The 24358-nt window shown below is 64.5% G+C and carries 22 protein-coding genes; 5 read left to right on the top strand and 17 right to left on the bottom strand.

Annotated elements, in window-relative coordinates; translation table 11 throughout:
• Positions 1-13 precede the first annotated feature (13 nt).
• From thrC to B058_RS0106435, 3 genes are read right to left on the bottom strand one after another with little or no spacing between them, the layout of a single operon-like run.
• Positions 14-1438 (bottom strand): threonine synthase, encoded by a 1425-nt coding sequence (gene thrC, locus B058_RS0106445; RefSeq protein ID WP_018507660.1) that lies wholly within the window; start codon positions 1436-1438, stop codon positions 14-16.
• On the bottom strand, positions 1435-2748 hold the full coding sequence (locus tag B058_RS0106440; RefSeq protein ID WP_018507659.1) for a homoserine dehydrogenase: 1314 nt from the start codon (positions 2746-2748) through the stop codon (positions 1435-1437). Before B058_RS0106440 ends, thrC begins: the two co-directional genes overlap by 4 nt.
• A 24-nt stretch (positions 2749-2772) precedes the next feature.
• The gene (locus B058_RS0106435; protein ID WP_018507658.1) at positions 2773-4017 is read right to left on the bottom strand and encodes a pyridoxal phosphate-dependent aminotransferase; all 1245 of its coding nucleotides are present in this window, start codon (positions 4015-4017) and stop codon (positions 2773-2775) included.
• Between the two features lie 166 nt (positions 4018-4183).
• Here B058_RS0106435 and B058_RS0106430 point away from each other — a divergent pair, with 166 nt between their 5' ends.
• On the top strand, positions 4184-4573 hold the full coding sequence (locus tag B058_RS0106430) for an Mth938-like domain-containing protein (protein ID WP_018507657.1): 390 nt from the start codon (positions 4184-4186) through the stop codon (positions 4571-4573).
• Positions 4574-4935: 362 nt separating this feature from the next.
• Here B058_RS0106430 and B058_RS17820 read toward each other — a convergent pair whose 3' ends face one another.
• From B058_RS17820 to clpB, 10 genes are all read right to left on the bottom strand, one after another.
• Positions 4936-5100, bottom strand: coding sequence for a hypothetical protein (locus B058_RS17820; RefSeq protein WP_018507656.1), 165 nt, complete (start codon positions 5098-5100; stop codon positions 4936-4938).
• A gap of 344 nt (positions 5101-5444) precedes the next feature.
• Positions 5445-6101 carry a GMP/IMP nucleotidase gene (yrfG, locus tag B058_RS0106420; protein ID WP_018507655.1) on the bottom strand — a complete coding sequence of 219 codons (657 nt, stop codon included), beginning with the start codon at positions 6099-6101 and terminating at the stop codon, positions 5445-5447.
• 22 nt (positions 6102-6123) lie between these two features.
• Complete coding sequence (rpoS, locus tag B058_RS0106415; RefSeq protein WP_018507654.1) at positions 6124-7074, bottom strand: RNA polymerase sigma factor RpoS; 951 nt, start codon at positions 7072-7074, stop codon at positions 6124-6126.
• A complete protein-coding gene (locus tag B058_RS0106410) occupies positions 7071-8000 on the bottom strand; it encodes a peptidoglycan DD-metalloendopeptidase family protein (protein WP_018507653.1) in 930 nt (309 codons plus the stop codon). The genes rpoS and B058_RS0106410 overlap by 4 nt, the downstream gene beginning before the upstream one ends.
• Complete coding sequence (locus B058_RS0106405) at positions 8000-8680, bottom strand: protein-L-isoaspartate(D-aspartate) O-methyltransferase (protein WP_018507652.1); 681 nt, start codon at positions 8678-8680, stop codon at positions 8000-8002. The genes B058_RS0106410 and B058_RS0106405 overlap by 1 nt, the downstream gene beginning before the upstream one ends.
• Positions 8665-9408, bottom strand: a complete 744-nt coding sequence (surE, locus tag B058_RS0106400; RefSeq protein ID WP_018507651.1) for a 5'/3'-nucleotidase SurE — start codon at positions 9406-9408, stop codon at positions 8665-8667. The genes B058_RS0106405 and surE overlap by 16 nt, the downstream gene beginning before the upstream one ends.
• A gap of 103 nt (positions 9409-9511) precedes the next feature.
• Positions 9512-13228, bottom strand: a complete 3717-nt coding sequence (locus B058_RS0106395; RefSeq protein WP_018507650.1) for a translocation/assembly module TamB domain-containing protein — start codon at positions 13226-13228, stop codon at positions 9512-9514.
• Positions 13229-13233: 5 nt separating this feature from the next.
• Positions 13234-14970: an autotransporter assembly complex protein TamA gene (locus B058_RS0106390; RefSeq protein WP_026240703.1), complete on the bottom strand. Its 1737-nt coding sequence runs from the start codon at positions 14968-14970 to the stop codon at positions 13234-13236.
• 143 nt (positions 14971-15113) lie between these two features.
• A complete protein-coding gene (locus B058_RS0106385) occupies positions 15114-15560 on the bottom strand; it encodes an SRPBCC family protein (protein ID WP_018507648.1) in 447 nt (148 codons plus the stop codon).
• A 148-nt stretch (positions 15561-15708) separates the two neighbouring features.
• Complete coding sequence (gene clpB / locus B058_RS0106380) at positions 15709-18306, bottom strand: ATP-dependent chaperone ClpB (RefSeq protein WP_018507647.1); 2598 nt, start codon at positions 18304-18306, stop codon at positions 15709-15711.
• Positions 18307-18397: 91 nt separating this feature from the next.
• On the opposite strand from clpB, the gene nadC reads away from it, so the two are divergent.
• The 3 genes from nadC to B058_RS0106365 are packed head-to-tail and all read left to right on the top strand — an operon-like array spanning position 18398 to position 20588.
• Complete coding sequence (nadC, locus tag B058_RS0106375; RefSeq protein WP_018507646.1) at positions 18398-19240, top strand: carboxylating nicotinate-nucleotide diphosphorylase; 843 nt, start codon at positions 18398-18400, stop codon at positions 19238-19240.
• Positions 19240-19734, top strand: coding sequence for a GNAT family N-acetyltransferase (locus tag B058_RS0106370; RefSeq protein WP_018507645.1), 495 nt, complete (start codon positions 19240-19242; stop codon positions 19732-19734). The genes nadC and B058_RS0106370 overlap by 1 nt, the downstream gene beginning before the upstream one ends.
• On the top strand, positions 19722-20588 hold the full coding sequence (locus B058_RS0106365; protein ID WP_018507644.1) for a DNA ligase: 867 nt from the start codon (positions 19722-19724) through the stop codon (positions 20586-20588). The genes B058_RS0106370 and B058_RS0106365 overlap by 13 nt, the downstream gene beginning before the upstream one ends.
• A 46-nt stretch (positions 20589-20634) precedes the next feature.
• Here the strand turns inward: B058_RS0106365 and B058_RS0106360 are convergent, their stop codons facing one another.
• The 4 genes from B058_RS0106360 to rluD all read right to left on the bottom strand — a co-directional run bounded on the left by B058_RS0106360 (position 20635) and on the right by rluD (position 23481).
• The gene (locus B058_RS0106360; protein WP_018507643.1) at positions 20635-21039 is read right to left on the bottom strand and encodes a globin; all 405 of its coding nucleotides are present in this window, start codon (positions 21037-21039) and stop codon (positions 20635-20637) included.
• A gap of 94 nt (positions 21040-21133) precedes the next feature.
• Positions 21134-21718, bottom strand: coding sequence for a TMEM175 family protein (locus tag B058_RS0106355; protein ID WP_018507642.1), 585 nt, complete (start codon positions 21716-21718; stop codon positions 21134-21136).
• Between the two features lie 69 nt (positions 21719-21787).
• Positions 21788-22507: a peptidoglycan editing factor PgeF gene (gene pgeF, locus B058_RS0106350; RefSeq protein WP_018507641.1), complete on the bottom strand. Its 720-nt coding sequence runs from the start codon at positions 22505-22507 to the stop codon at positions 21788-21790.
• Positions 22504-23481 carry a 23S rRNA pseudouridine(1911/1915/1917) synthase RluD gene (gene rluD, locus B058_RS0106345; RefSeq protein ID WP_018507640.1) on the bottom strand — a complete coding sequence of 326 codons (978 nt, stop codon included), beginning with the start codon at positions 23479-23481 and terminating at the stop codon, positions 22504-22506. Before rluD ends, pgeF begins: the two co-directional genes overlap by 4 nt.
• On the opposite strand from rluD, the gene B058_RS0106340 reads away from it, so the two are divergent.
• Positions 23480-24307: an outer membrane protein assembly factor BamD gene (locus tag B058_RS0106340; RefSeq protein WP_081616744.1), complete on the top strand. Its 828-nt coding sequence runs from the start codon at positions 23480-23482 to the stop codon at positions 24305-24307. The genes rluD and B058_RS0106340 overlap by 2 nt on opposite strands.
• Positions 24308-24358 lie beyond the last annotated feature (51 nt).

Below are 24358 nucleotides of genomic sequence, written 5' to 3'. Positions count from 1 at the left end.
CCCGGCGCGCCGGTCAGCCCGCGTGGTCGACGATGAACTGCTTGACCGCATGGACGTCGGCATCCATGACGTGCTTTTTCTGCGGCTGCGCTTCGAGGTTGGCGAGTTCGGCCGGGCGCACCGGCTCGACGCCGAGCGCTTCGCGGATCGCATCCTCGAACTTGGCCGGTTGCGCGGTCTCCATGCAGATCAGCGGCACGCCCGGCTGGCGGTGCTCCAGGCCCACTTTCAGGCCGTCGGCGGTGTGCGGGTCGATCATCGTGCCGTACACCTCGTACACGGTGCGGATGGTGTCGATGCGGTTGGCGTGGCTGCTCGAACCGGAGACCATGCCGAAATCGGCGACGCGGTCGAACAGACCATCAGCATTTAAGTCAAAGTTGCCGCCGGATTCCACGGCGGCCCACAGGCTGCGGACCTTGGCGGCATCGCGCCCGGCGAGATCGAACACGAAGCGCTCGAAGTTGGACGCCTTGGAGATGTCCATCGACGGGCTGGAGGTGTGTTTCGTTTCTGGACGCGGACGGTAGACGCCGGTCTTGAAGAACTCGTCGAGCACGTCGTTTTCGTTGGTGGCGACGATCAGCTTGTCGATCGGCAGGCCCATCCGGCGCGCGATGTGGCCGGCGCAGACGTTGCCGAAGTTGCCCGACGGCACCGAGAACGAGACCTGCTGGCCGTTGTCGTGGGTTGCCGCAAAATAGGCCTTGAAGTAGTACACGCTCTGCGCCGCGACGCGTGCCCAGTTGATCGAATTGACCGCGCCGATGTGGTGCTTCGTCTTGAAATCGAGGTCATTCGACACCGCCTTGACGATGTCCTGGCACTGGTCGAATACGCCGCGGATCACCAGATTGTGGATGTTGGCGTCCTGCAGGGCATACATCTGCGCCTGCTGGAAGCGCGTCATGCCGTGCTCGGGCGACAGCATGAAGACGCGGATGCCGCGCTTGCCGCGCATCGCGTATTCGGCGGCGGAACCAGTGTCGCCCGAGGTGGCGCCAAGGATGTTCAGTTCGCCGCCGGTCTTCGCCAGCACATATTCGAACAGGTTGCCCAAGAGCTGCATCGCCATGTCCTTGAACGCCAGCGTCGGGCCGTTCGACAGCGCCAGCACGTGCAGGCCGGGCTCCAGCGTCTTCAGCGGGGTGATGTCTTCGGCGTTCTCGCCCGGGTTGGTATAGCGGTAGACGTCAGCGGTGTAGGTCTTGTCGATCAGCCTGCGCAGGTCGTCGTGCGGAATGTCGTCGATCAGGCGCGACAGCACGGTGAAGGCCAGCTCACGGTAGTTCATGCCGCGCATCGCCGCGAGTTCGGCCTCGCTGAAATGCGGGTAGGCTTCCGGCACGTAAAGACCGCCGTCGCTGGCCAGCCCGCCGAGCAGGATCTCGGAGAAGCGGAGTTGCGGTGCCAGCCCGCGCGTACTGAGGTAGTTCATTTGGCCGCCAGTTCTTCGAGGCGGATGCGCATCACCTTGCCCGCCACCGTATCGAGCGCCTCGATTTTCGCGATCGCCGCGTTGATGTTCTTTTCCACCGTGATGTGGGTCAGCAGGATGATGTTGACCTGTTCCTCGCCTTCGGCGGGTTCCTTCTGCACCATGGCGTCGATGGAGATGTTGCTGTCGGCCAGGATACGGGTGATGTCGGCCAGCACGCCGGGGCGATCGAATGCGCGCAGGCGCAGGTAATACGCAGTGCGCACCTCGTCCATCGGCAGGATCGGGGTGTCGGCCAGCTGGTCCGGCTGGAACGCCAGGTGCGGCACGCGGTGGTGCGGGTCGGCGGTGTGCAGGCGGGTGACGTCAACGAGGTCGGCCACCACGGCGGACGCGGTCGGCTCGGCGCCGGCGCCGGCGCCGTAGTAGAGCGTCGGGCCGACGGCGTCGCCTTTCACCAGTACGGCGTTCATCGCGCCGTCGACATTGGCGATCAGGCGGCGCTCGGGGATCAGCGTCGGATGCACGCGCAGTTCGATGCCGTTTTCGGCGCGACGCGCGATGCCCAAGAGCTTGATGCGGTAGCCCAGCTCTTCGGCGTACTGCACGTCCTCGCGCGTAAGCTTCGAGATGCCTTCGGTGTAGGCACGGTCGAACTGCATCGGGATGCCGAAGGCAATCGCCGACAGGATGGTGAGCTTGTGCGCGGCGTCGATGCCCTCAATGTCGAAGGTCGGATCGGCCTCTGCATAGCCCAGGCGCTGCGCCTCCTTCAGCACATCCTCGAAGGCGGCGCCCTTGTCGCGCATCTCGGTCAGGATAAAGTTGCTGGTGCCGTTGATGATGCCGGCCAGCCACTCGATGCGGTTGGCGGTGAGCCCTTCGCGCAGCGCCTTGATGATGGGGATGCCGCCCGCCACCGCCGCCTCGAACGCGACCATTACGCCCTTGGCCTGCGCCGCTGCGAAGATTTCGTTGCCGAACTTGGCGACCAGATGCTTGTTGGCCGTGACCACGTGCTTGCCGTTGGCGATCGCCCGCATCACCAGTTCGCGCGCTGGCTCCAGGCCGCCGATCAGCTCGACCACGATGTCGATGTCGGGGTCGTCGACCACGTCGAACGGGTTGGTCGTCAGCGACAGGTCGCCGGCCAGTGCCTTCGCCTTGTCGAGGTTGCGCACCGCCGCGCGCAGTACGCGGATTTCGCGTCCGGCGCGGCGGGTGATTTCTTCGGCATTGCGGCGCAGCACGGTGAGCGTGCCGCCCCCGACCGTTCCCAGGCCCAGCAGGCCAACGTTGATGGGTTTCATCTCGTAATCTCGTTCAAATAAAAATCAGCGATGCGCACGCTGGCGGTCGAGGAACCGGCTCATGCGCGAAATCGCCTCGGTCAGGTCTTCCTCGTGGGGCAGGAACACCACGCGGATGTGGTCCGGTTGCGGCCAGTTGAAGCCGGTGCCCTGCACCACCAGGACGCGCTCCTCTTCCAGCAGGTTGAGGATGAATTTCTGGTCGTCGTGAATGTGATACAGCTTGGGGTCAAGCCGCGGAAACAAATACATCGCTGCCTTCGGCTTGACGCAGGTCACGCCGGGAATCAAGGTCAGCAACTCATGCGCAAGATCGCGCTGGCGCGCCAGCCGGCCGCTCGGCGCGACCAGGTCGTTGATACTCTGGTAGCCGCCCAGTGCAGTCTGGATCGCATACTGTCCCGGCACATTGGAGCACAGACGCATCGACGCCAGCATGTTGAGGCCTTCCAGATAATCCTTGGCATGGCGCTTGTCGCCCGACACGATCAGCCAGCCCGAACGGTAACCGCAAGAGCGATAGTTTTTCGACAGGCCGTTGAAGGTGACGACCAGCACGTCGTCGGCCAGCGAAGCGATCGAGGTGTGCACCACGCCGTCGTACAGCACCTTGTCGTAGATTTCGTCGGCGTAGACGATCAGCTGGTGCTGACGCGCGATCTCCAGGATTTCCAGCAGCAGTTCGGTCGAGTACAGCGCGCCGGTCGGATTGTTCGGGTTGATGATGACGATCGCCCGCGTGCTGGACGTGATCTTGGCGCGGATGTCGTCCAGGTCGGGCAGCCAGCCGGCCCCTTCATCGCACAAGTAGTGACGCGGCTTGCCGCCGCCCAGGCTTACTGCCGCCGTCCACAGCGGATAGTCCGGCGCCGGCACCAGCACTTCGTCGCCGTTGTTCAGCAGTGCCTGCATCGACATCACGATCAGCTCGGAGACGCCGTTGCCAACGAAGATATCGTCGATCGTCACTCCGGCGATGCCCTTGCGCTGAGTCTCGTGCATGATCGCCTTGCGCGCCGAGAACAGACCCTTGGAGTCGCTGTAGCCCGACGCGTTCGGCAGGTTGAGGATCACGTCCTGGACGATTTCCTCGGGCGCCTCGAAGTTGAAGGGCGCAGGATTGCCAATGTTCAGCTTGATGATGCGCTGCCCCTCTTCCTCCATCTGCCGTGCGCGCGCCATCACGGGGCCACGGATGTCGTAGCAGACATTGTCGAGCTTGGACGATTTGTGGATGGTGCGTAAGCGTGGTCTGTTGTCAGCCGTCACGGCGGTCTTCCTGGTCAACCTGCGTAAAATCAAGGCAAAACAACACCTTGGGAAACGCCCGATTTTACCGGAGGCGCCCTCCCCCGGCAAACAAAACCGGGCGCCACGGCGCATGAACGGGCACGCGACGGCTTACCGCCCGGCCGGAATCTGCTAAGGTTTCAGCATGAAACTGCATCTCAACACCGATGCCGGCCAGTTGTTGTTCACCGGCTATGGCGAAGACCACGTCCTCATCAACGGCCATCGCCATGACGCCAGCCTGCTGCTGACTGCCCGCGGTATCGAGATCGCCCCCTGGGCCGGCCTCGGTTTCGACGCCCTGACCGCCGCGCATTTCGAATGGGTCGCACAACGCGAGCTCGACATCCTCTTGCTGGGCACCGGCACACGGCTGCGCTTTCCCCACCCTTCGTTGACGCGTGCGCTGATGGACGCGCGCATCGGGCTGGAGGTGATGGATATCGGGGCCTTGTGCCGCACCTACAACATTCTAGTGACGGAGGGGCGGAGCGTGGGGGCGGCGGTGCTGATCGAGCCTGCGGCTGGGAACTGAGCCGGTCATTGCGAGGCAGGAAGCACGCTGAGTAGTTAGGTTCTTACTTAGCGACTGACCGTTGGCCGGGGGTAGCCCGGCGGCTAGTCACTTTTCTTGTCTCGCCAAGAAAAGTAACCAAAAGAAGGCGACCCCGACAGTCCCGAATTCCCGAAGATCAAGCGCGTCGGGTGGGCGGCAAAGAACTCGCCCCGCCTTTGATGTTTTTAATTTGTTTTTTGTGGGCGGGGCTCAAACACCTTTGCCGCTGATCCACCCGACGCGCTTGGTCTTCGGCGGGTCTGTAAGGGGAAGAAGGTCAAAATCAGGTCGGCAACGGACTGAATGGTTGCGCGCTTTTGTTACAAAACCTAGCTGGAGGTTTACGAGTATTTCACCGTAACGTAGATCACGCTGACGATCAAAGCCAGGAACAGTAACCCCGCCACAGCCCTTGCAACTCGCACCCACCGTCTCTTTTTTGCTGCCCTGTCGATGGCTATGTCCGTAGCTGCAAGGCCAGCAAGTTCAACGAGATCGTCAATCATGTATCACCTCATAACCTGAATTAGCAGACCTCCAGTCATCGCTGACCTTGTTTTGACTTTTTTCCCCTCCAGACCCGCCGAAAACTGAGCCTGCCGGGTGGATCAGCGGCAAAGGTGTCTGAGCCTCGCTCACAAATTAATTAACACGACAAAAGCGAGGCGAGTTCTTTGCCGCCCACCCGGCAGGTTCAGTTTTCGGGAATTCGGGGCTGGCGGGGTCGCCTTTTCTTGGGTTACTTTCTTTTGGCGAGACAAAAGAAAGTGACTAGCCGCCGGGCTACCCCCGGCCAACGGTCAGCAGCCCCACGTGGGCTCTCCCATTGGCGATGCTTCGCGGCCGCGGCTCACCCATCCGGCATCACCTGCTCAAAACTCGTAATCGCCTGAAACGCCCCGCAATCCTTGTGCGGCTGCCGCGAATCCGGATTGCACACTGCCAACAGGTGCGCGATGCCGTAGGCCTGGGCGCTCTCCAATACCGGCAGGCTGTCGTCGACGAACAGGGTGCGCGTCTTGTCGAACGGTTCGATCGCCTGCAAACCTTGCCAGAAATCAGGATGCTCCTTGGGCAGGCCGACCTGGTGCGACGAGAGCAAGGCATCGAAATAGGTGTCGATGCGGGTCTCGCGCATTTTCAGGCCGAGGCTCTTGGGATGGGCATTGGTCACCATCACCATCCTGCGGCCCGCTGCGCGCACCGCTCGCAGGAATGCGGGCACGTCGGGGCGAACCGCGATCAGGTGCGCGACTTCCTCTTTCAGCTGCACGATGTCGAGCGCGAGTTCGCTGCTCCAGAAATCCAGGCAATACCAGTTGAGGGTGCCGGCGTGGCGCGCGTAATGCGCGTTGAGATGCGCGCGTGCCGTTTCCGGCGCAAGGCCATGGTATTCGGCATAGCGCCGCGGCATGTGCTCGAGCCAGAAATGGTTGTCGAAATGGAGGTCAAGCAGCGTGCCGTCCATGTCGAGGAAGACGGTGTCGATCTGCGCCCAGTCGATCATGGCAAGGACACGCCGGTCCGGGTCAGAACAGTTCGTCCTTGGATACGCCGCGTCGCCGCAGCAGCTGCCTCAGCACGCGCAGGGATTCCATCTGGATCTGCCGCACGCGCTCGCGGGTGACCTGCAGTTCGAGCGCCAGGTCTTCCAGCGTGCAGGCCTCGCAGTTGTTCAGTCCGAAACGGCGCTCGATCACCCAGCGCTGCTTGTCGTTGAGTTGGGTCAGCCATTCGTGGACGTGGTGCTCGATTTCCTCGAGCTGCAGCATCTCGTCCGGCAGGTGTGCATTGTCGTCGGCAATCGCCTCGCCCAGCGACAGCGTGGGGTCGACGTCGAGCGGCGCATCGAGCGAGGCGACCCGTTCGTTCAACTGCATGATGCGGCGGACGTCCTCGACCAGGTGCCCGGTCAACGCGGCAATATCGTCTGCGCTGGCATCGGTGACGCCATGTGTTTCCAGATGGCGCTTCGCCCGCAGATAGATGTTGAGTTCCTTGATGATATGCACCGGCAGGCGAATGGTGCGCGACTGGTTCATGATCGCGCGCTCGATGTTCTGGCGGATCCACCAGGTGGCATAGGTCGAGAAGCGGAAGCCGCGCTCGGGGTCGAATTTCTCCAGCGCATGGATGAGTCCGAGATTACCTTCTTCCACCAGGTCGAGCAGCGTCAGCCCGCGGTTGGAATAATGCTTGGCGATGTTCACCACCAGGCGCAGGTTGCGTTCGATCATGGTCTGCCGCGCCTCGAAATCCCCTTGCACGGTGCGCCGCGCCAGGGCGACTTCTTCCGCGGCGGTCAGCAGCGGCGCCAGCCCGATTTCGTTGAGGTACAGCTGGGTGACGTCGACCTGCGGTTCATCAAGGATGGCGGATGCCAATTCCTCATTGGTATCCGCGGCGGTCTGCGGCTCCATGTCGGCTTCAGATTGCTCGGGGGTCAGTTCATCGGATTCGTCGCTGGGTTCGCGGCTCATGAGCGCTCCGGCAAATAGGTCAAGGGATCGAGCGGTTTGCCATAACGGCGGATTTCAAAATGCAGTTTGACCCGGTCGGCATCGCTGTCGCCCATCAGGGCGATCTTCTGCCCGGCCGTCACCATATCACCCTCCTTCACCAGTATGGTTTCGTTGTGCGCATAGGCCGAGAGGAATTCGCCGGCGTGCTTGACGATGAGCAGGCGTCCATAACCGCGCAGCCCGCTGCCACTGTATACCACCTTGCCGCCCGCCACGGCTCTCACCGGCGTATTGCGCGCGCCGGCGATGTCGATCCCTTTGCCGCCCGCCGCACCGAAGCGGCCGATCAGCGTGCCGTCCACCGGCCACAGCCAGGTGTCGAGCGATGTGGCGGCGGATGTCGCCGGCGCAGGCGACGGCGCGGCTGCCGGGACAGGGGCTACCGGTGTCGGGCTAGCCGCAGTGGGCGCGGGCGGCGTGGCCGGACGGGCCCCCGATACCTGGGCCCAGTTGGCGGCGGAGTAGGTCAGCAATTGCGCCTGGGGTTCGCGCAGCACGGGCGGATCGGTCAGCGGCCGGGCGTTCGGCGCGGGTTCGTCGTCGAGCGGTTTGATCTCGACCGCGCCGGCTGGCGGCGTGAGCCGCAACACCTGGCCCACCAGGATGCGGTCGGCGGATTCAAGCTGGTTCCAGATGGCGATCTCGCGATAGTCGAGGCCGTTGGCAAAGGCGATGGCATACAGCGTGTCGCCGCGCTGCACGGTATGCAGGCCATTGGTGGACGGCGCGATCTGCGACGTGGCCGGTCGCGCGCTCTCGGGTTTCGCGGTGCGGTGCGTCGGCGACCGCTCATCCACCGGCGCCATCCCGGTTGACGTGCAACCCGCCAGTCCAAGCAGCAGCATGCCCAGCCAAACGGCACGGCGTCCTGCAGCCCCGTTCATTACGCCACTCCCGGCAGCAGGGGAACGAACTTCACACCTTCGAGCATGCGTTCGGTGAACGACTCGCCCTGGCGTTCCATCACACACAACGTCTGCGTGGCATTGCCGAGCGGCATCACCAGGCGCCCGCCGTCGGCCAGTTGCTCCAGCAGGACGTGCGGCACCTCCGCAAATGCGGCTGCGATCACGATCGCGTCGAACGGCGCAAAATCCCGGGCGCCCGTCATGCCGTCGCCGTGCTTGGGTTTGACGTTGTTGACCCGCAATTCCCGCAAACGCACCCGGGTCTTGCCGACCAGCGCCGCGATGCGTTCCATCGACACCACCTCGCGCGCCAGCTTGGACAGCACCGCCGCCTGATAGCCGCAACCCAGCCCGATTTCGAGCACGCGGCCCAGTTCGTGGCCGTGGCCGTTCTCGCCATGGCGCGCCAGTTCGGCCATGCGTGCCACGCTGTAGGGATTGGAAATCGTCTGCCCGAAACCGATCGGCAGCGCGGTGTCTTCGTAGGCACGCGATTCCAGCGCCTGGTCGACATACAGGTGGCGCGGCACGCTGCCCATCGCCGCCAGCACCATTTCGTCCTTGATGCCCTGCTCGCGCAGGCGTTCGACCATGCGACCGCGCGTGCGCGCCGAGGTCATGCCAATGCCGGCACGTGGGTTCAGGGTTTCAGCCATGCGTTCACGCTGTCCATCTGGCTGAAACGGGTGAGGTCCATTTGCAGCGGAGTGATCGAAACCTGATCATTGGCGACGGCATGGAAATCGGTGCCTTCGCCTGCATCCTGCGCCGCGCCGGCGGCGCCTACCCAGTACACGGTCTGACCGCGCGGATTGGTCGTCTTCACCACCGACTCTGCCTTGTGGCGCTTGCCCAGCCGGGTCACAGAGACGCCGTTCAGGTCGGCGGTGGCACAGTCCGGCACGTTGACATTGAGCAGCATCGGTTCGGCCGGCGGCCGCGTCTGGATACGTTGCACCAGGTCGGCGACCACGCGCGCGGCGGTGTCGAAGTGGCGAGCATTGTGGCTGGCGAGCGAGACCGCAATCGACGGGATGCCCAGTAGATAGCCTTCGGTAGCGGCCGCGACCGTGCCGGAATAAATCGTGTCGTCGCCCATGTTGGCGCCGTGGTTGATGCCGGAAATCACCATGTCGGGCATATGGTCCAGCATGCCGGTGACGGCCAGATGAACGCAATCGGTGGGCGTGCCGTTGACGTAATAAAAACCGGTCGGCGCCTGGCGCAGCATCAATGGCCGGTCGAGCGTAAGCGAATTGGAGGCGCCGCTGCGGTCGCGCTCGGGCGCCACCACGGTGATGTCGGCGAGCGGTGAGAGCGCCTGCGCCAGCGCGGCCAGGCCGGGGGCGAAGTAACCGTCGTCGTTGGATAGCAGGATACGCATCAGCGGCAGCCTCCGGATAGGGCAGGCAAACGGAACGAAATACTCATGGCAGCGATGCGGACTTCTAACATGCGCCCGATTCTACCATCGGGATTTGATCTGTTCAGTCGTATTCCCGGGTGTAGAACGCATCAAAGCTGCTGGGTTGCCCTGCCTGCGCTTCGAACCGCACATGCGTGGACAACTGGTAGAGCACCTTGACCACCTGGCTCAGGCCGTCGAGGCTCTGCTCGTAACTCAGCGTCGCGCGCGAGGACAAACGCTTGCCGACGCTGACCACGGTGCTGGTCAGGGATTCGCTGCTGCCCGCACGCACGTCGAAGCTGTCGATGCCCAGGGTTTCCGCCATCTTCGCCTGCAGGTTCACGGACTCGGCCTGGCTCAGCAAGGCGCCTGCCGCCACCTGCAGCAATACGAACTCCTGCTGGCCGCTGCTTTCCAGACCATGTCCCAGCACCAGCCAGGCGAGCTTCTCGGTGTCGGCCATGGCCGGATCGGAATAGAGCGTCACCAGCGGGCGCTGCACCGTGCCGCCGACCTGTACGCCCACTTTCACGTCCGCCGTCTTGCGTACTGCCAGCACGTCGAGCCCGGGATTGTCGATGGGTCCGGCAAAACGCAGGACGCCGCGCTCAATGTCCAGCGTCTGCGCATAGGCGGCGTAGCGCCCTTTCTCCACCTGGATCGTCCCCTCGCCGCGCAGGGTCTGATTCACGGTGAACACGCGCAGCTGGCCGCCCAGCCGCGCGTCGAGTCCGGCGCCCTTGAATAGGAAATCGTCGCCCAGCTTGAGCGTCAGATCGAGCGCCAGCGGAAAACGCTGCGTCACCGGTTTCTCGCGTGGCGGCCGGCCGACGACGACGACATCGCTCGACAATTCGGGACGGCTCGCCTCGGGTATTTCCAGGCGGGCCCGGTCGGCCGTGAGCTCGCCGGTGAGCTGCAGGCGTTTCTGGTCGAGGTTGAGCCGGGTCGTGCCGGACACGGTCACGCGGCGATCGCTGCGGTTGGTCGCCGCAAATTTCTCGAACGTGAGCGTGAGCCCGGCCTGCGGGTTTCTCAGCTGGGCATCGCCGCTCACCACGATGCGGCCGCCGGTGCCTTTCAGTACGCCTTCCTGCACCCGGACCCGATCGTCCGCCAACTGGAGCTTGAGCGTCCCGTCGGTGATCGCCACGCCCTGCTCGGGCATGGAAAAGCGGACGGCGTCGGCGGCAACCCGGCCGTCGATGCGCGGCGCCGCCAGGCTGCCGCTGCCGCTCAACTGCGCATTGACGCGGGCATCGGCGCGGATGCCGATCGGAATGAACGGCTTCAACAGGCGCAGGTCCGGCACGTCGAACTGGGCGTTCCACGTCAGCGGCGCACTGCGCGACAGGGTGAATGCGGCATCCGTTCGGATCAGCATGCCCCGGCCATCCAGGCGCAACTGTCCCGCTTCGTGCGTGTCGGCGGCGAACCGGACATGGGCCTGGCTGCCGACCGCATCGACGTCGAGCGTGAGGGCGGTCAACCCCATGGCCAGCGCCGGATCGGTCAGCCGCACATCGCCGGACTGACGGCGCAACTGCAGCCGGCCATCGAGCGACTCGCCCGCACGCAGGTCCCAGCCGCCGTTCACGCGCAGGTCGGTGGTGAAAGGTGGCGCCGTCTCCAACAGCACGAGCGCGGGTGCCAGCGGCAGATTGGCAAGCGTGCCGCGGCTGGCCAGATGCGCACCCTGGCGGTCGAAGCGTTCGACCGTCAGCCGGCCACCTGCCACGGTCAGCGCCAGATCGTTCACCTGCTGCCGTTCGCTCGACAGCAGCAGATGGGCGGGGGCCACCAGCTTCGTAGGCCAGTCGCCCTGTACCTCGGCCTGGTTCAATTGTCCGTGCCACACCTGGTTCGCATCCAGACCGCCTGCCAGGTTCGCGGTCAGCCGCCATGCCGGCAAGCGGGCATCGAGCGTCAGTGTGTGGGCATTGCGGCGCCCTTGCAGGATGGCCCGAAGGGTGTCCAGATGCTGCCCCGCCAGTTGCACTCCGCTCGCGTCGAGCTGCCCGTTGAATATGCCGCTGTCGGCGGCCTGCATGTTCATGCGCAGATCCAGGGACTCGGCGGCGATGCCGCCGGGCAGGTGCAGACCGCTGGCGGCGAGCTGCGCGTCGACTTCCAAGCGGGCAGGATCGCCGCTTGCGCTGCCGCGGCTGGTCAACCGCCCGGCCAACCCCAGGTTCAGGCGCGCCAGCGCCGGCGCATCGACGTCCCAGACGAGCCGGTCGCCCGCCCGGCCATACGCGCCTTTCAGCTTTGCCCGGTTGCCGGCCAGATCCAGATCGATGTCGGCGTCGACGAGATGCCGGTTCTCGTAACGCAGCCGTCCCTGTCCGCTCACCGGACGGCCTTCGAGATCGCCCGGCGGCAGGCTGAACTGTGCCTGCACGCGTGGCGTGGGCAACAAGGCGCCGCTGGCCTGGCCGCGCGCGTTGAGCCGTCCGCGCGGAAACTTGCCGAAACGTGCGGGATTGATTTGTGTGGCATCGAATGCAGCGCTGAAGGCACGCGTGGCGTCGAGATGTAGTGCGCCCTCTGCGGTCAGGCGCCCCGCCTGTCCGGCAAAACTCGCCGACTCCAGACGCAGTACCGCGTCGGCATGCGTCAACGTGAAACGACCCTGCCCCCAGCTTTCGCCGACATCGGCCCTGAGCGTCTGGCGCGTCGCGTCGCCGTCCAGCCGCAGGCTTGTCTTGAGTCGCGTGGCAACCAGCTGGCGATGCAGCCCGGCGAGATTGAGGCGGGGACCGTCCAGGTTCACGCTCAGGCGGCCGTTGCGCCATTGTCCGCTCCCGTTCAATTGTCCGGCGACGCCCAGATCGAGCGCCAACGCACTGAAATCGGCCCACGCGCTGTCACCCACCACCGCACCGGTGAGATTGGCGAGCGGCAGACGGTCCTGGTCGAGCCGCCCCGCCAGCCGGTTGCTGAGGCTGAAGCTGCCCAGCAGGCGCTCGCCCGGCTGGCCTTCGAACACGCCGGAAAACGCCAGGTCGGCGGCTGGCGCGCCCGCTGCGAACAGACGCGGGTCGATACCCTCCCCGGCCACCAGCAGCCTGGGCAAACGCGCGCGCGCGAAGGGCGCGGCTCCGCCGCTGGCCATCATGGTCATGTTTTTGGCCTGGGCATCGAAGCGGAAGACGATGGCTGCCAACCGCCCCTGCACGTCGAGCGTGGCGCCGATCGGGATGGGGTCGCGGCGCGCGGCGTCGAATCGCCCCTGCAGCTTGAACGGCGCGTCCTTGTCGAGTTCGAACCGGCCGCCGACATCCGCCCAGGGGGTAGTGGCCGTCATGCCGGTGAATCGATAGCGGTCGCCGTCGTCGTCGATGCGTCCGTGCAGGTTTTTGAAGTCGAGCGTGCTTCCGGCATCGACGACAACAAGATGCGCCACATCCCAGGCGGCCACGTGCATGTCGACCGGCAGGCGCAGGCTGGCGGGCAGCGTTGGCGGCGTCGGGTCCGGCTTCAGGATCTCGACCCGTACGGTTTGCGCCGCCAGCAGGCCGATGTCGAGCCGTCGCTGCAGCAGCGCGCGCGGCTGCCACTCCAGCCGGATCTGTTCGAGCGTGACGCGCTTCGTATCCGACGTGAAAATGAATTTCTCGATTCTGATGGGAACGCCGACATGTCCGTCCACACCCTCGACAGCCAGCCGCCCGCCGCTCAGGAAAACGGCCGCATCGCCCAGCCAGCGGAATCCCGTGTCCGTCGTCGCCATTCCGATCGCCACGACGACCAGCATGACCAGCGTTGCCAGCAGCGCGGCCAGTCCCCCAAGCACGCGCCTCAAAACGACACCCCGAGCGAAAAATGCAGGCGGAATTGACGGGTGGCTTCGCCATACGCCAGATCGAGATTCACCGGCCCCACCGGCGAGCGGTAGCGCGCACCGAAGCCGTAGCCGAACACCGGCGACAGTTGGCGCGGCGTATCGGCTGCGTCGCCCGCATCGACGAACAGCGCCATACCCCAGTCGCGGTTGAAGAAATAGTTGTACTCGACGCTTCCGGTGGCAAGGTAGCGCACCGACGCCACGCCGCCGGCAAGCGTGCGCCCCAGGCTCTGGTAGGCGTAGCCGCGCACCGAATTGTCGCCGCCGGCCCGGAACAGGAAATCGGTGGGAATGCCGTCGCGCGTATCCGCCAGCACGCTGCCGAGCTCGCCGCGCAGGACCAGCCGGCCGTTGGCGCCGGCCTGGAAATACTGGGTGTGGCGGCCGTAGAGGCGAATGAAATTGGTGTCCGACAGCAGGGCGGCGGCAGCCCCGCCACCCTGCAGCGTCAGCACATGCCCCTGGCGCGGATAGAACGCGCGCCCCACCGTGCGCTGGGTCCACGCATAGTTGGCGGTCAGCGCCTGGTTGCGCTCATTGACCACGTCGCCGATGCTCTGCTGTTCGGTCTGGTACTGCAATGAGACCGTGGTCTCGATCTGTCCGCGCGTGCGGCTGCGCTTGGCCACCGCCAGGGCGGAACGGGTCTTCTGACCCTTGATGTCCTCGTGCTTGACCTGTGTGCCGAGGCTGTTCTCGTAGCCGGCAGAGGTGCGTGGCCAGGCAAGTTCCACCGTACCGGACTGTTGTGTGGTTTCGATGCGCGCATCGAGCTTGAGACGCAGCCCGCGATCGGCGACGTCGCGCGCCAGCCACCCCATCTGCACCCGTGCGCCGGTATCCGTGCTCATCCCGGCACCCACGCTGAACCGTTTTTCCGGCCGCTCCACCACCTCGACCCGGATCGGCGCCGCCGCCGCCAGCGCGGGATCGGGCTCGACGCGGACCGTGGCGTGTGTGTAATAGCCGCTCGTTTCCAGCGCCATCTGGTAGTCGAGCAGGTCCTGTTGGCGAAACGGTTTCCCAGGCTTGACGGGACTGAGATTGCGGATGATCGATTCGGGATAGCGCCGGGCACCGCTGATCACCGGCTCGCCATAGAAAAATGCCGGTCCGCTGTCGATCGTCAGCGTCAGGTCGGCCGCCTGCGCGGCGGGATCGATGCGCGCCTCGCTTGCCACAAGTTGTGCCGCCGGATACCGGCTCGCCAACAAGGGCCGCAGCACGGCGAGTTTGGCCGCGTCCCAGTCCGCCTGGCGAAACGGCATGCCCTGCTTCAGCGAAAAGCTGCGCTCGATACGCCCCCGCAGGCCGGCCGCATCGGCACGAGTTTTCAGGGCGCCGTCAAAAACCAACGTCACATTGCGAACCGTGGTGCGCGCGCCTGGCTCGATCCGGTAATCCACCCGCCAGTCGTCGCCCACTTGTTCCACCGCGCTCTCCACCTGGGGCGAGAAATAGCCTTCGGTCGCCAGCAGGTCGCGCGCCGTCTGATCGCTCTGCCGCCGCAGCCGCGCGACCTCGTCAGCATCCAGCTTCTCGCCCGACCGTGCCGCCCGGGCCGTTTCGAGGTGCTGCATCAGCAGCGCCTTCAGCGCATCGGGCGCATTCACCTCCACGGTCAATGCGTGCGCCGGCGTCGCGCACAGCGCGGCAAGCAGCAGCAAGACTTTCAGAAAACGAGCGGGCAAGACGATCCTGACGGAAAGAGGTCAGGCCATTCTAGGGGGTGCGGCGCGTGGCGGGAACCCTGCAGCCCGGCTGCACGAGTGTGCCGCTCCATTCTGACGTGTATTTCGGCAGCCCGGGCTGCCAGGCCGTGTCGGCCGCCGGGCTAATCCGGGATGTCCGGCTCGACGAGGTTCGCCAGATGGACAAGCGATTCCTGCCAGCCGAGATAGCAGGACTCGACGGGAATGGCGCCGGGGATGCCTTCCTGCACGATGTTCAGTTCGGTCCCGCAGGATACTGGCTTCAGGCTGACCGTCGTCCGCATCTCGCCCGCCAGATTGGGGTCGTCGAATCTATCCGAATAGCAAATGCGCGCATTCGGCACGAGTTCGAGATAGGTACCGCCAAAATGGTGGCTATGCCCGGTGGTGAAATTCGTGAACGACATCTTGTAGGTGCCGCCCACTTTCGCCTCCAGGTGGTGGACCTTTGCGGTAAATCCGTTCGGTGGAAGCCATTTGGCCCGCGCGTCCGCGTCGAGGAATGCCCGGTAGATTTTTTCGGGCGTCGTTCGAAGCACACGGTGAAGCTGGACAGTATGTGGCGCCATGGGCCGTTCTCCTTTCAAGGTGAATGCGTGATATGCCAGGGTGGCATATAGGGTCGACGAACGAGTCGGCTCGATTTCGACAGCCTCTGGCACATTACCTCAAAAAAAAGAGGGCGGAATCCGCCCTCTTTTCCCGTCAGTCAAACGGTCAGGCTGCTTGAGCAACGGCCGCCTTCTCGAAACTGAACACCCCGCCCTGCGCATCCACCCGAATGGTGTCCTTGGGACCGAAGTGCCCGGCCAGGATTTCCTTCGCCAGCGCGTTTTCGAGTTCGCTCTGGATCGCTCGCTTCAGCGGCCGTGCGCCGTAGACCGGGTCGAAGCCGGCCTTGGCGATTTCGGCCAGCGCCGCGTCGCTGACGTCGAGCTTCATCTCCATCTGCGCCAGACGCTGTTCCAGACCCTGCAGCTGGATGCGCGCGATGCTGGCGATGTGCGATTCGGACAGCGCGTGGAAGACGACAACCTCGTCGATGCGGTTGATGAACTCGGGGCGGAAGTAGGACTTCACTTCACCCAGCACGGCGAGCTTCACCACCTGGTAGTCGTCGCCCGTCATCTGCTGGATCATCTGCGAGCCGAGGTTGGAGGTCATCACGATCACGGTATTGCGGAAATCGACGGTGCGGCCCTGGCCATCGGTCAGGCGGCCGTCGTCGAGCACCTGCAGCAGCACGTTGAAGACGTCCGGATGCGCCTTTTCCACCTCGTCCATCAGGATGACAGAATAGGGCTTGCGGCGCACCGCCTCGGTCAGATAGCCGCCCTCCTCGTAACCGACGTAGCCGGGCGGCGCGCCGATGAGGCGTGCGACCGAATGCTTCTCCATGAATTCGCTCATGTCGATGCGGATCATGTGGTCGGCGGAGTCGAACAGGTATTCGGCCAGCGTCTTGCACAGCTCGGTCTTGCCGACGCCGGTGGGGCCGAGGAACAGGAAGGAACCGAGCGGCCGGTTGGGATCACTCAAGCCGGCGCGCGAACGGCGGATGGCGTCGGAGACGACGCGCACGGCCTCGTCCTGCCCCACCACGCGACTGTGCAGCTTGTCTTCCATGTGCAGCAGCTTGTCGCGCTCGCCCTGCAGCATCTTGGACACCGGTATTCCAGTCGCCCGCGACACGACCTCGGCGATTTCCTCGGCGCCAACTTCAGTGCGCAGGAGCTTGAATGCTGGCTTGCCTTCACCGGCCACCTCCGCCTGTTTCAACTGCGCTTCCAGCTGCGGCAGCTTGCCGTACTGGATCTCGGCAACCTTGTCGAGCTTGCCCTGGCGTTGCAGCTCGACCATCTCGCCGCGCAGCTTGTCGATCTCTTCCTTGATGTGCGCGCTGCCCTGCACCTGGGCCTTCTCGGATTTCCATACTTCCTCGAGGTCGGCGTATTCGCGACCGAGTTTTTCGATCTCGTCTTCCAGCAGGGCCAGGCGTTTTTTCGACGCCTCGTCGGTTTCCCGCTTCACCGCCTCGCGCTCGATCTTCAGCTGGATGATGCGTCGGTCGAGCTTGTCCATCACTTCCGGCTTGGAGTCGATTTCCATCTTGATGCGCGCAGCAGCCTCGTCGATCAGGTCGATCGCCTTGTCGGGCAGGAAGCGGTCTGTGATGTAACGATGGCTCAATTCGGCCGCAGCGACGATCGCCGGGTCGGTGATGTCGACGCCGTGGTGCAGTTCGTAGCGTTCCTGCAGACCGCGCAGGATGGCGATGGTCGATTCGACGCTGGGTTCGTCGACCAGAACCTTCTGGAAGCGGCGCTCAAGCGCGGCGTCCTTTTCGATGTACTTGCGGTATTCGTCGAGCGTGGTCGCGCCGATCAGATGCAGTTCGCCACGCGCCAGGGCCGGCTTCAGCATGTTGCCGGCGTCGATCGCGCCTTCGGCCTTGCCGGCGCCAACCAGGGTGTGCAGTTCGTCGAGGAAGACGATGTAGCGGCCCGGATCCATTGCCAGCTCTTTCAACACCGCTTTCAGGCGTTCTTCGAATTCACCACGGTATTTCGCGCCGGCCAGCAAGGCGGCGAGGTCGAGCACCAGCACCTTCTTGCCCTTGAGCGTTTCCGGCACTTCATCATTCACGATCCGCTGTGCCAATCCTTCGACGATGGCGGTCTTGCCGACGCCGGGCTCGCCGATCAGCACCGGGTTGTTCTTGGTGCGGCGCTGCAGGATCTGGATCGACCGGCGGATTTCGTCGTCGCGTCCGATCACCGGGTCGAGCTTGCCGTCGCGGGCACGCTGGGTAAGGTCGAGCGTGTACTTGGTCAGCGCCTCGCGCTGGCCCTCAGCTTCCTGCGACTGCACGTTCTCGCCGCCGCGCACGGCCTGGATGGCCTGTTCCAGCGCGCCCTTCTGGGCGCCGTGCTGCTTCAGCAGCCGGCCGGTCTCGCCCTTGTCGTCCAGCGCTGCCAGCAAAAACAGCTCGGAGGCGATGAAGGCATCGTTGCGCTTCATCGCCTCCTTGTCGGTCAGGTTCAGCAGGTTGTTGAGCTCGCGCGAGATGCTCACCTCGCCGCCCTGGCCTTCAACCTTGTGCATGCGATCCAGCGCCTGGGTCAGCGAGGCCTTCAGCGCGGGCACCTGCACGCCGGCACGCGACAGGATCGACGCCGCGCCGGCGCCCTCCTGGTTCAGCAGAGCCAATAGCAGGTGCTGTGGCTCGATATAGGCATGATCGCCGCCGACGGCCAGGCTTTGCGCGTCGGAAAACGCCTGTTGGAACTGGGTGGTGAGCTTGTCGAAACGCATAAGTAACCTCGTGCTGGGTTATATTCAATGGCAACCAAATAGAGGCGTTTCCGCCCATTTCAACCCGTCATGTCTTAATTAAAGACCAGTCATGTCCGATTTGCTCGCTTCCGCCGTCGAAACCGATGTGAACCGCGCGCTGGCCGAAGATGTCGGCAGTGGCGATCTCACCGCCCTGCTCATCCCGGCGACGCAGACCGCCCGTGCCCGCGTCATCACCCGCGAGCCCGCCGTGATCGCCGGCCGGCCCTGGTTCGACGCCTGCTTCCGGGCGCTCGACCTTGGCTGCGTCATCGACTGGCGGGTCAACGAAGGCGCACCGGTCGCGGCCGGCAGCGTACTGGCCGAACTCAGCGGCAATGCGCGCGCGCTGCTCACTGCCGAGCGCCCGGCGCTGAACTTCCTGCAGACCCTGTCGGCGGTGGCCACCGCGACACGACCCTACGTCGAGGCCGTGCGCGGCACCCATGCCGCCATCCTCGACACCCGCAAAACCCTGCCCGGCTTGCGCATGGCCGAGAAATACGCGGTGCGGGTGGGGGGCGGGCAGAACCAGCGCGTTGGGCTATACGACGGCATCCTGATCAAGGAAAACCACATTGCGGCGGCGGGCGGCATCGCGCAGGTGCTCGATGCCGCATTCGAGCTGGCCGCAGGTAAGGTCAGCGTCCAGATCGAGGTGGAAAGCCTGGACGAACTCGAACAGGCGCTGGCAGCCGGCGCATCGCTGATCCTGCTCGACAATTTCAGCCTCGACGACATGCGCCGCGCGGTTGGGCTCGTCCACGGCCGCGCCTTGCTCGAAGCCTCCGGCAACATCACGCTGGACACCGTGCGCGCAGTGGCCGAAACCGGGGTCGACCGCATTTCCGTCGGCAGCCTGACCAAGCATATCCGCGCGGTGGATCTGTCGATGCGCATCGATACCCTGTGATGGCGCCGTCTTCAATCCACATCGTGCGCGTCCGCTACGACGATCCGACGCATGCCACCGCGCTGGTCGGCCTGCTGGACGTCTACGCGCGCGACCAGGCGGGCGGCGGCGAACCGCTGGGCGACTTCGCCCGCGCCAACTTGGTCGACGAACTTGCCGCGCGGCCCTTCATCTTCAGCGTGCTGGCCTTCGACTGCGATACTCCGGTCGGCCTCGTCAACGCCATCGAAGGCTTTTCCACCTTCGCCTGCCGGCCGCTGGTCAACGTGCACGATGTCGTCGTGCTGCCCGGCCATCGCGGCCGCGGCATCGCCGCACGGCTATTCGCCGAGACGGAAGCCATCGCGCGTGAACGCGGCGCATGCAAGCTGACGCTGGAAGTGCTCTCCGGCAACCTCGCCGCACGCGGACTCTACGAAAAGCTGGGCTTCGACGACTACCGGCTCGATCCGGCCATGGGCCACGCGCAGTTCATGCAGAAGTGGCTGGACTGAGCCGCATCCTGTCCGCGCTGTGGCTGGCGCTATGGCTGCCGGTCTCGACGCCGGCCTGGAGCGACCCCGCTCCGGCGATGCTGCTGGCCGAGGTTTACGCCGCCGACGTCGATGTCACGCAATACTGGGTAAGCGAGAAATACGACGGCGTGCGCGCCCAGTGGGACGGCGAGGCACTGCGCTTTCGCGGCGGCGGCCGCGTACCGGCGCCGGCATGGTTCACGGCCGGCTTCCCGGCGACACCGCTGGATGGCGAACTCTGGATCGGTCGCGGGCGCTTCGACGTGCTCTCGGGCATAGTGCGCAGGATCGAACCGGTGGACGCCGAATGGCGGCAGGTGCGCTATCTGGTTTTCGAATTACCTGGCGCAGTCGGCGACTTCAGCGCGCGCGCCCGGCAGATACGGACGCTCGTCGCGCAGGCCGGCGTGCCCTGGCTGCAGGCCGTCGAACAGACGCGCGTGGCCGACCGCGCCGCGTTGATGAAGCAACTCGATACCGTGGTACGGACGGGCGGCGAAGGCCTGATGCTGCATCGCGCCGACGCGCCCTATCTCACCGGACGCAGCGACGCGCTGCTGAAGCTGAAACCCTGGCTGGACGCCGAGGCCGTCATCGTCGGATACATCCCTGGCAAGGGAAAATACCAGGGCCTGACCGGCGCGCTGCTGATGGAAATGCCGGACGGCAGACGCTTCCGCCTCGGCAGCGGCCTCTCCGATTCATTGCACCGTCAGCCGCCGCCCGTCGGCACGCGCATCACCTATCGCTACCAGCACCTGACGAAACGCGGCGTGCCGCGCTTTCCACGCTACCTGCGCGTGCGCGAGGATTTCCAGGGAATGCCCGAGTAGGGTAACCACATGAACCGGAGCGCCGGACAGGATGGCGCCATGCGATTCAGTATTGCGCGATGAACGTACCGACCACGGCACCCATGCCCTGACGCCAGCGTGCGATCAACTGGGGGGTCGCCCCGGGATCCATTTCGCTGACGGCCTGGACCAGACTGTCCACCCAATAACGGTAAAGCTCGGGCGGCACCGGCGCATGGCCTGCGCGGGAATGCGTGTTGGCCATTTGATCGATCGTGCGCTTGGTCAGCGAACTGCCGGCCGCATGCGAGATCGCCGCGCTGATGCCCCGGCGCAGGGCCATACGCTGCTTCTGGAAGTCGGTCGCGGCAAACATCGGCGCGATGTCCGGGTGGCTGGCCAGAAAGATCTCGTAGAAACGCTCGATGAAATTCTTCCCGCGTAGGCAGCGTCCGTAGCTCTGCTGCAAATCGTCGTAGGGGTCTGCCATGACTCAAATTTGATCTATTAAGATTTTTAAGTATTTTATTACAAATCGATCGAAGGAATGGTGCCCGGCTGCATGGCCGGGCACGCTTAGCGGTTCAGGATTCCCCTCGATGCAGCGCCCGTTCGATACGGGGATCGGGCACCAGCCAGAGGATCGCGACGAATACATAAATCGCCTGCGCAACCCAGGGGAGGCCGAAGGTGGCGACGATGGCGATCCCATAGAGAACGGGGGACAGCTTGCCCTTCCAGTCCCGCCCCACGGCGCGCTTGAGCACAGAACCTGCGCCTTCGGATGCGATGATCGTCTGCTCCAGCAGCCAGTAGGCGATCGCCGCCATCAGCAGCACCAGACCATACAGCGCCGTGGGGACGGCCGCAAAGTGGTTCTCGCCCATCCAGCCCGTGACAAACGGAAACAGCGACAGCCAGAACAACAGATGCAGGTTCGCCCACAGCATGGGTCCGCTGACCTTGGTCGCGGCATGCAGCATGTGGTGGTGGTTGTTCCAGTAGATGCCGATGTAGACGAAGCTCAGCACATAGCTGAGAAAGGCCGGTAGCAGCGGCAGCAGGACATCCAGTTGCTCGCCATGCGGCACCTTCAGCTCCAGCACCATGATGGTGATGATGATGGCCAGTACGCCATCGCTGAAGGCTTCTAATCTATTTTTCCCCATGGGCTTCCCTAGCCGGACATTTTTTCCATCGTAGCGCAGGACGGCGCCGGCCAGCCAGGGCGTTTGCGTTCAGCCCCGCCAGATCAGCGAGGCCATGCGCCCGGTCACGCCATCGCGGCGATAGGAATAAAAGCGGTCCGCTTCGGCGAAGGTGCAGCGCCCTCCTCCATAGACATCCTGCACGCCAACGTGCTGGAGTCGGATGCGCGCCAGCCGGTAGATGTCGGCCAGCCATTTGCCTGGCGCATGCGGCGCGAAGGCGGCAACGGTTTCGGGATGCGACGCCACGAAGATCTCGCGCACGTCATCGCCCACCTCGAATGCGTGCGGACCGATGGCGGGCCCCATCCAGGCCAGAATGTCTCCAGGTGCCGCCCGCATCGCAGCGATCGTGGATTCCAGCACGCCTCCAGCCAGGCCACGCCAGCCGGCATGGGCGGCAGCCACGACGCTGCCGGCGCGGTCGCAGAACAGCACCGGCAGGCAGTCCGCAGTCAGCACCGCGCAGACCTGCCCGGGTTCGCGCGTGAACGCCGCATCGGCTTCGGGGTTCGTCTCGCGTCCAAGCTCGACCACCCGTACGCTGTGCACCTGCCTGAGCCAACCCGGCTCCGCAGGCAGGTGCTGGCGAAGGTGCGCACGGTTGGCGGCGACGTGATCCGGATCGTCGCCGACGTGGTCGCCGAGATTGAAGCTGGCCCAGGGAGCCCGGCTCACGCCGCCAGCGCGGGTGGTCAGGAGACTCTTGACCTGCGCGGGCGCGGGCCATTCGGGGACGATCAGGTTCACTTGACCCAGTCGGTGTTTGCCCGCAGCGCCGCCAGGAGCGAGGCGAAGTCGGGTGGCAGCGGGCATTCCCACTGCATGAATTCCTGGGTGACCGGATGGATCAGGCCCAGTCTTTCCGCATGCAGCGCCTGACGCGGGAAGGGAATCTTGAGATGACTGCGGCGGCTGGCGCTGTAGACCGATTCGCCCACCAGCGGATGGCCGATGTGCTGCATGTGTACGCGGATCTGGTGGGTGCGTCCGGTTTCGAGCTTGCAGCGCAGCAGGGTGATCCCGGGAAAGCGCTCGACCACGTCGTAGTGCGTGACCGCCTCCTTGCCCATGGTATGCACGGTGCGCTTGGTGCGGTTGTGCGGATCGCGCGCCAGCGGCGCGTCGACCGTGCCTGCATGGTCGACCTCGCCGTAGACCAGGGCCAGGTATTCGCGCTTGACGGTGCGTGCCTGCAACTGGCGCACCAGGTCGGTATGGGCCCTGAGCGTTTTGGCGACAACCAGCAGACCGGAGGTGTCCTTGTCGAGCCGGTGCACGATGCCGGCGCGCGGCAGTTCGGCCACCTGCGGCACGCGATGCAGGAGGGCATTGAGCAGCGTGCCATGACGGTTGCCGCTGCCGGGATGGACCACCAGGCCGACCGGCTTGTTGATCACCATCAGCATGGCGTCCTCGAACACCACGTCGAGCGGAATCGCCTCGGGCGCATCGGGTGTGGCGTTCGGATCGGGCTCGATCTCGACCCGTACCGACTCGCCGCCGCTGACTTTCATCTTGGTTGTGGCCCAGGCGTCGTCCACCGCGATCTTGCGGGCACGGATCCAGTTCTGGATGCGGTTGCGCGAAAATTCCGGCAGCAGGGCCGATAGGGCCTGATCCAGGCGCTGGCCGCCCTGCTCGTCGGGGATTACCAGCTCGCGGACGCCGTCCCCGGTATTTCCCTTATAATCGTCCGACAAATTTTCTGTGTCTTTTCCCATGCTTAAGCAATGTTCATCCGGTTCCACCGCATTCAATCGGGTTTTGGGTTGTGTGCTGCTCGCTGCCACGCTCACCCTGGGCGGCTGCGGTCTGTTGCCCGAGGTCAAGGACGAAACCTCGGGTTGGTCGGCGCAAAAACTCTACTCCGAAGCCAAGGATAATCTCAACAGCGGCAACTACGAACGCGCGGTCAAACTGTTCGAGACGCTGGAAGCGCGCTACCCCTTCGGACGCTATGCGCAGCAGGCGCAACTGGAAGTGGGTTACGCTTACTACAAGGATAACGAACCGATTTCGGCCATAGCCGCATGCGATCGTTTCATTAAGCTGCACCCCAATCACCCTAACGTCGATTACGCCTACTATCTTAAGGGCCTGGCGAATTTTAATGACGATCTGGGACTGCTCGGTAACCTGGTCGATCAGGACATGAGCGAACGCGATCCCAAGGCTGCGCGCGATGCGTTCCTGGCCTTCAAGGAATTGGTCACCCGCTTCCCCGACAGCAAATATGCCGAGGACTCGACCGCCCGCATGAAATATCTGGTCAACGCGCTGGCTGGCAATGAGGTCCACGTCGCCCGGTATTACCTGAAACGCAAAGCCTGGGTGGCTGCCGCCAACCGTGCCAAGGTCGTGCTGACAGACTATCCTCAGGCTCCCGCGCTGGAAGAGGCGCTGGGCATCATGGTCGTGTCCTACGACAACCTGCACCTCACGGGGCCGCGCGACGATGCGCTGCGGGTGCTGAAGCTCAACTTCCCCCACAGCAAGTATCTCAAGGGCGTGAACGTCAAGGAAAAAGCCTGGTACCGCTTCTGGTGAGCCGGAATCCGGATTGAGTCCGGCTGATCCCGGTCCGTGTTCGGATCGGGA

The organism is Thiobacillus thioparus DSM 505 (assembly GCF_000373385.1).
Classification (GTDB): Bacteria; Pseudomonadota; Gammaproteobacteria; order Burkholderiales; family Thiobacillaceae; genus Thiobacillus; species Thiobacillus thioparus.
Note: the sequence above shows the minus strand (reverse complement) of the source record. Positions and strands in the feature narration are given on the sequence as shown.

Bases quoted from the DNA above. Each gene is read 5' to 3' on its own strand.
- B058_RS0106370 (WP_018507645.1), top strand. From the start codon at position 19,240: ATGGCGCCGTCTTCAATCCACATCGTGCGCGTCCGCTACGACGATCCG.
- clpB (WP_018507647.1), bottom strand. From the start codon at position 18,306: ATGCGTTTCGACAAGCTCACCACCCAGTTCCAACAGGCGTTTTCCGAC.
- B058_RS0106385 (WP_018507648.1), bottom strand. From the start codon at position 15,560: ATGGCGCCACATACTGTCCAGCTTCACCGTGTGCTTCGAACGACGCCC.
- B058_RS0106360 (WP_018507643.1), bottom strand. From the start codon at position 21,039: ATGGCAGACCCCTACGACGATTTGCAGCAGAGCTACGGACGCTGCCTA.
- B058_RS0106430 (WP_018507657.1), top strand. From the start codon at position 4,184: ATGAAACTGCATCTCAACACCGATGCCGGCCAGTTGTTGTTCACCGGC.
- B058_RS17820 (WP_018507656.1), bottom strand. From the start codon at position 5,100: ATGATTGACGATCTCGTTGAACTTGCTGGCCTTGCAGCTACGGACATA.
- surE (WP_018507651.1), bottom strand. From the start codon at position 9,408: ATGCGTATCCTGCTATCCAACGACGACGGTTACTTCGCCCCCGGCCTG.
- B058_RS0106355 (WP_018507642.1), bottom strand. From the start codon at position 21,718: ATGGGGAAAAATAGATTAGAAGCCTTCAGCGATGGCGTACTGGCCATC.
- B058_RS0106405 (WP_018507652.1), bottom strand. From the start codon at position 8,680: ATGGCTGAAACCCTGAACCCACGTGCCGGCATTGGCATGACCTCGGCG.
- rluD (WP_018507640.1), bottom strand. From the start codon at position 23,481: ATGGGAAAAGACACAGAAAATTTGTCGGACGATTATAAGGGAAATACC.
- thrC (WP_018507660.1), bottom strand. From the start codon at position 1,438: ATGAACTACCTCAGTACGCGCGGGCTGGCACCGCAACTCCGCTTCTCC.
- B058_RS0106410 (WP_018507653.1), bottom strand. From the start codon at position 8,000: ATGAACGGGGCTGCAGGACGCCGTGCCGTTTGGCTGGGCATGCTGCTG.
- B058_RS0106340 (WP_081616744.1), top strand. From the start codon at position 23,480: ATGCTTAAGCAATGTTCATCCGGTTCCACCGCATTCAATCGGGTTTTG.
- B058_RS0106440 (WP_018507659.1), bottom strand. From the start codon at position 2,748: ATGAAACCCATCAACGTTGGCCTGCTGGGCCTGGGAACGGTCGGGGGC.
- rpoS (WP_018507654.1), bottom strand. From the start codon at position 7,074: ATGAGCCGCGAACCCAGCGACGAATCCGATGAACTGACCCCCGAGCAA.
- nadC (WP_018507646.1), top strand. From the start codon at position 18,398: ATGTCCGATTTGCTCGCTTCCGCCGTCGAAACCGATGTGAACCGCGCG.
- yrfG (WP_018507655.1), bottom strand. From the start codon at position 6,101: ATGATCGACTGGGCGCAGATCGACACCGTCTTCCTCGACATGGACGGC.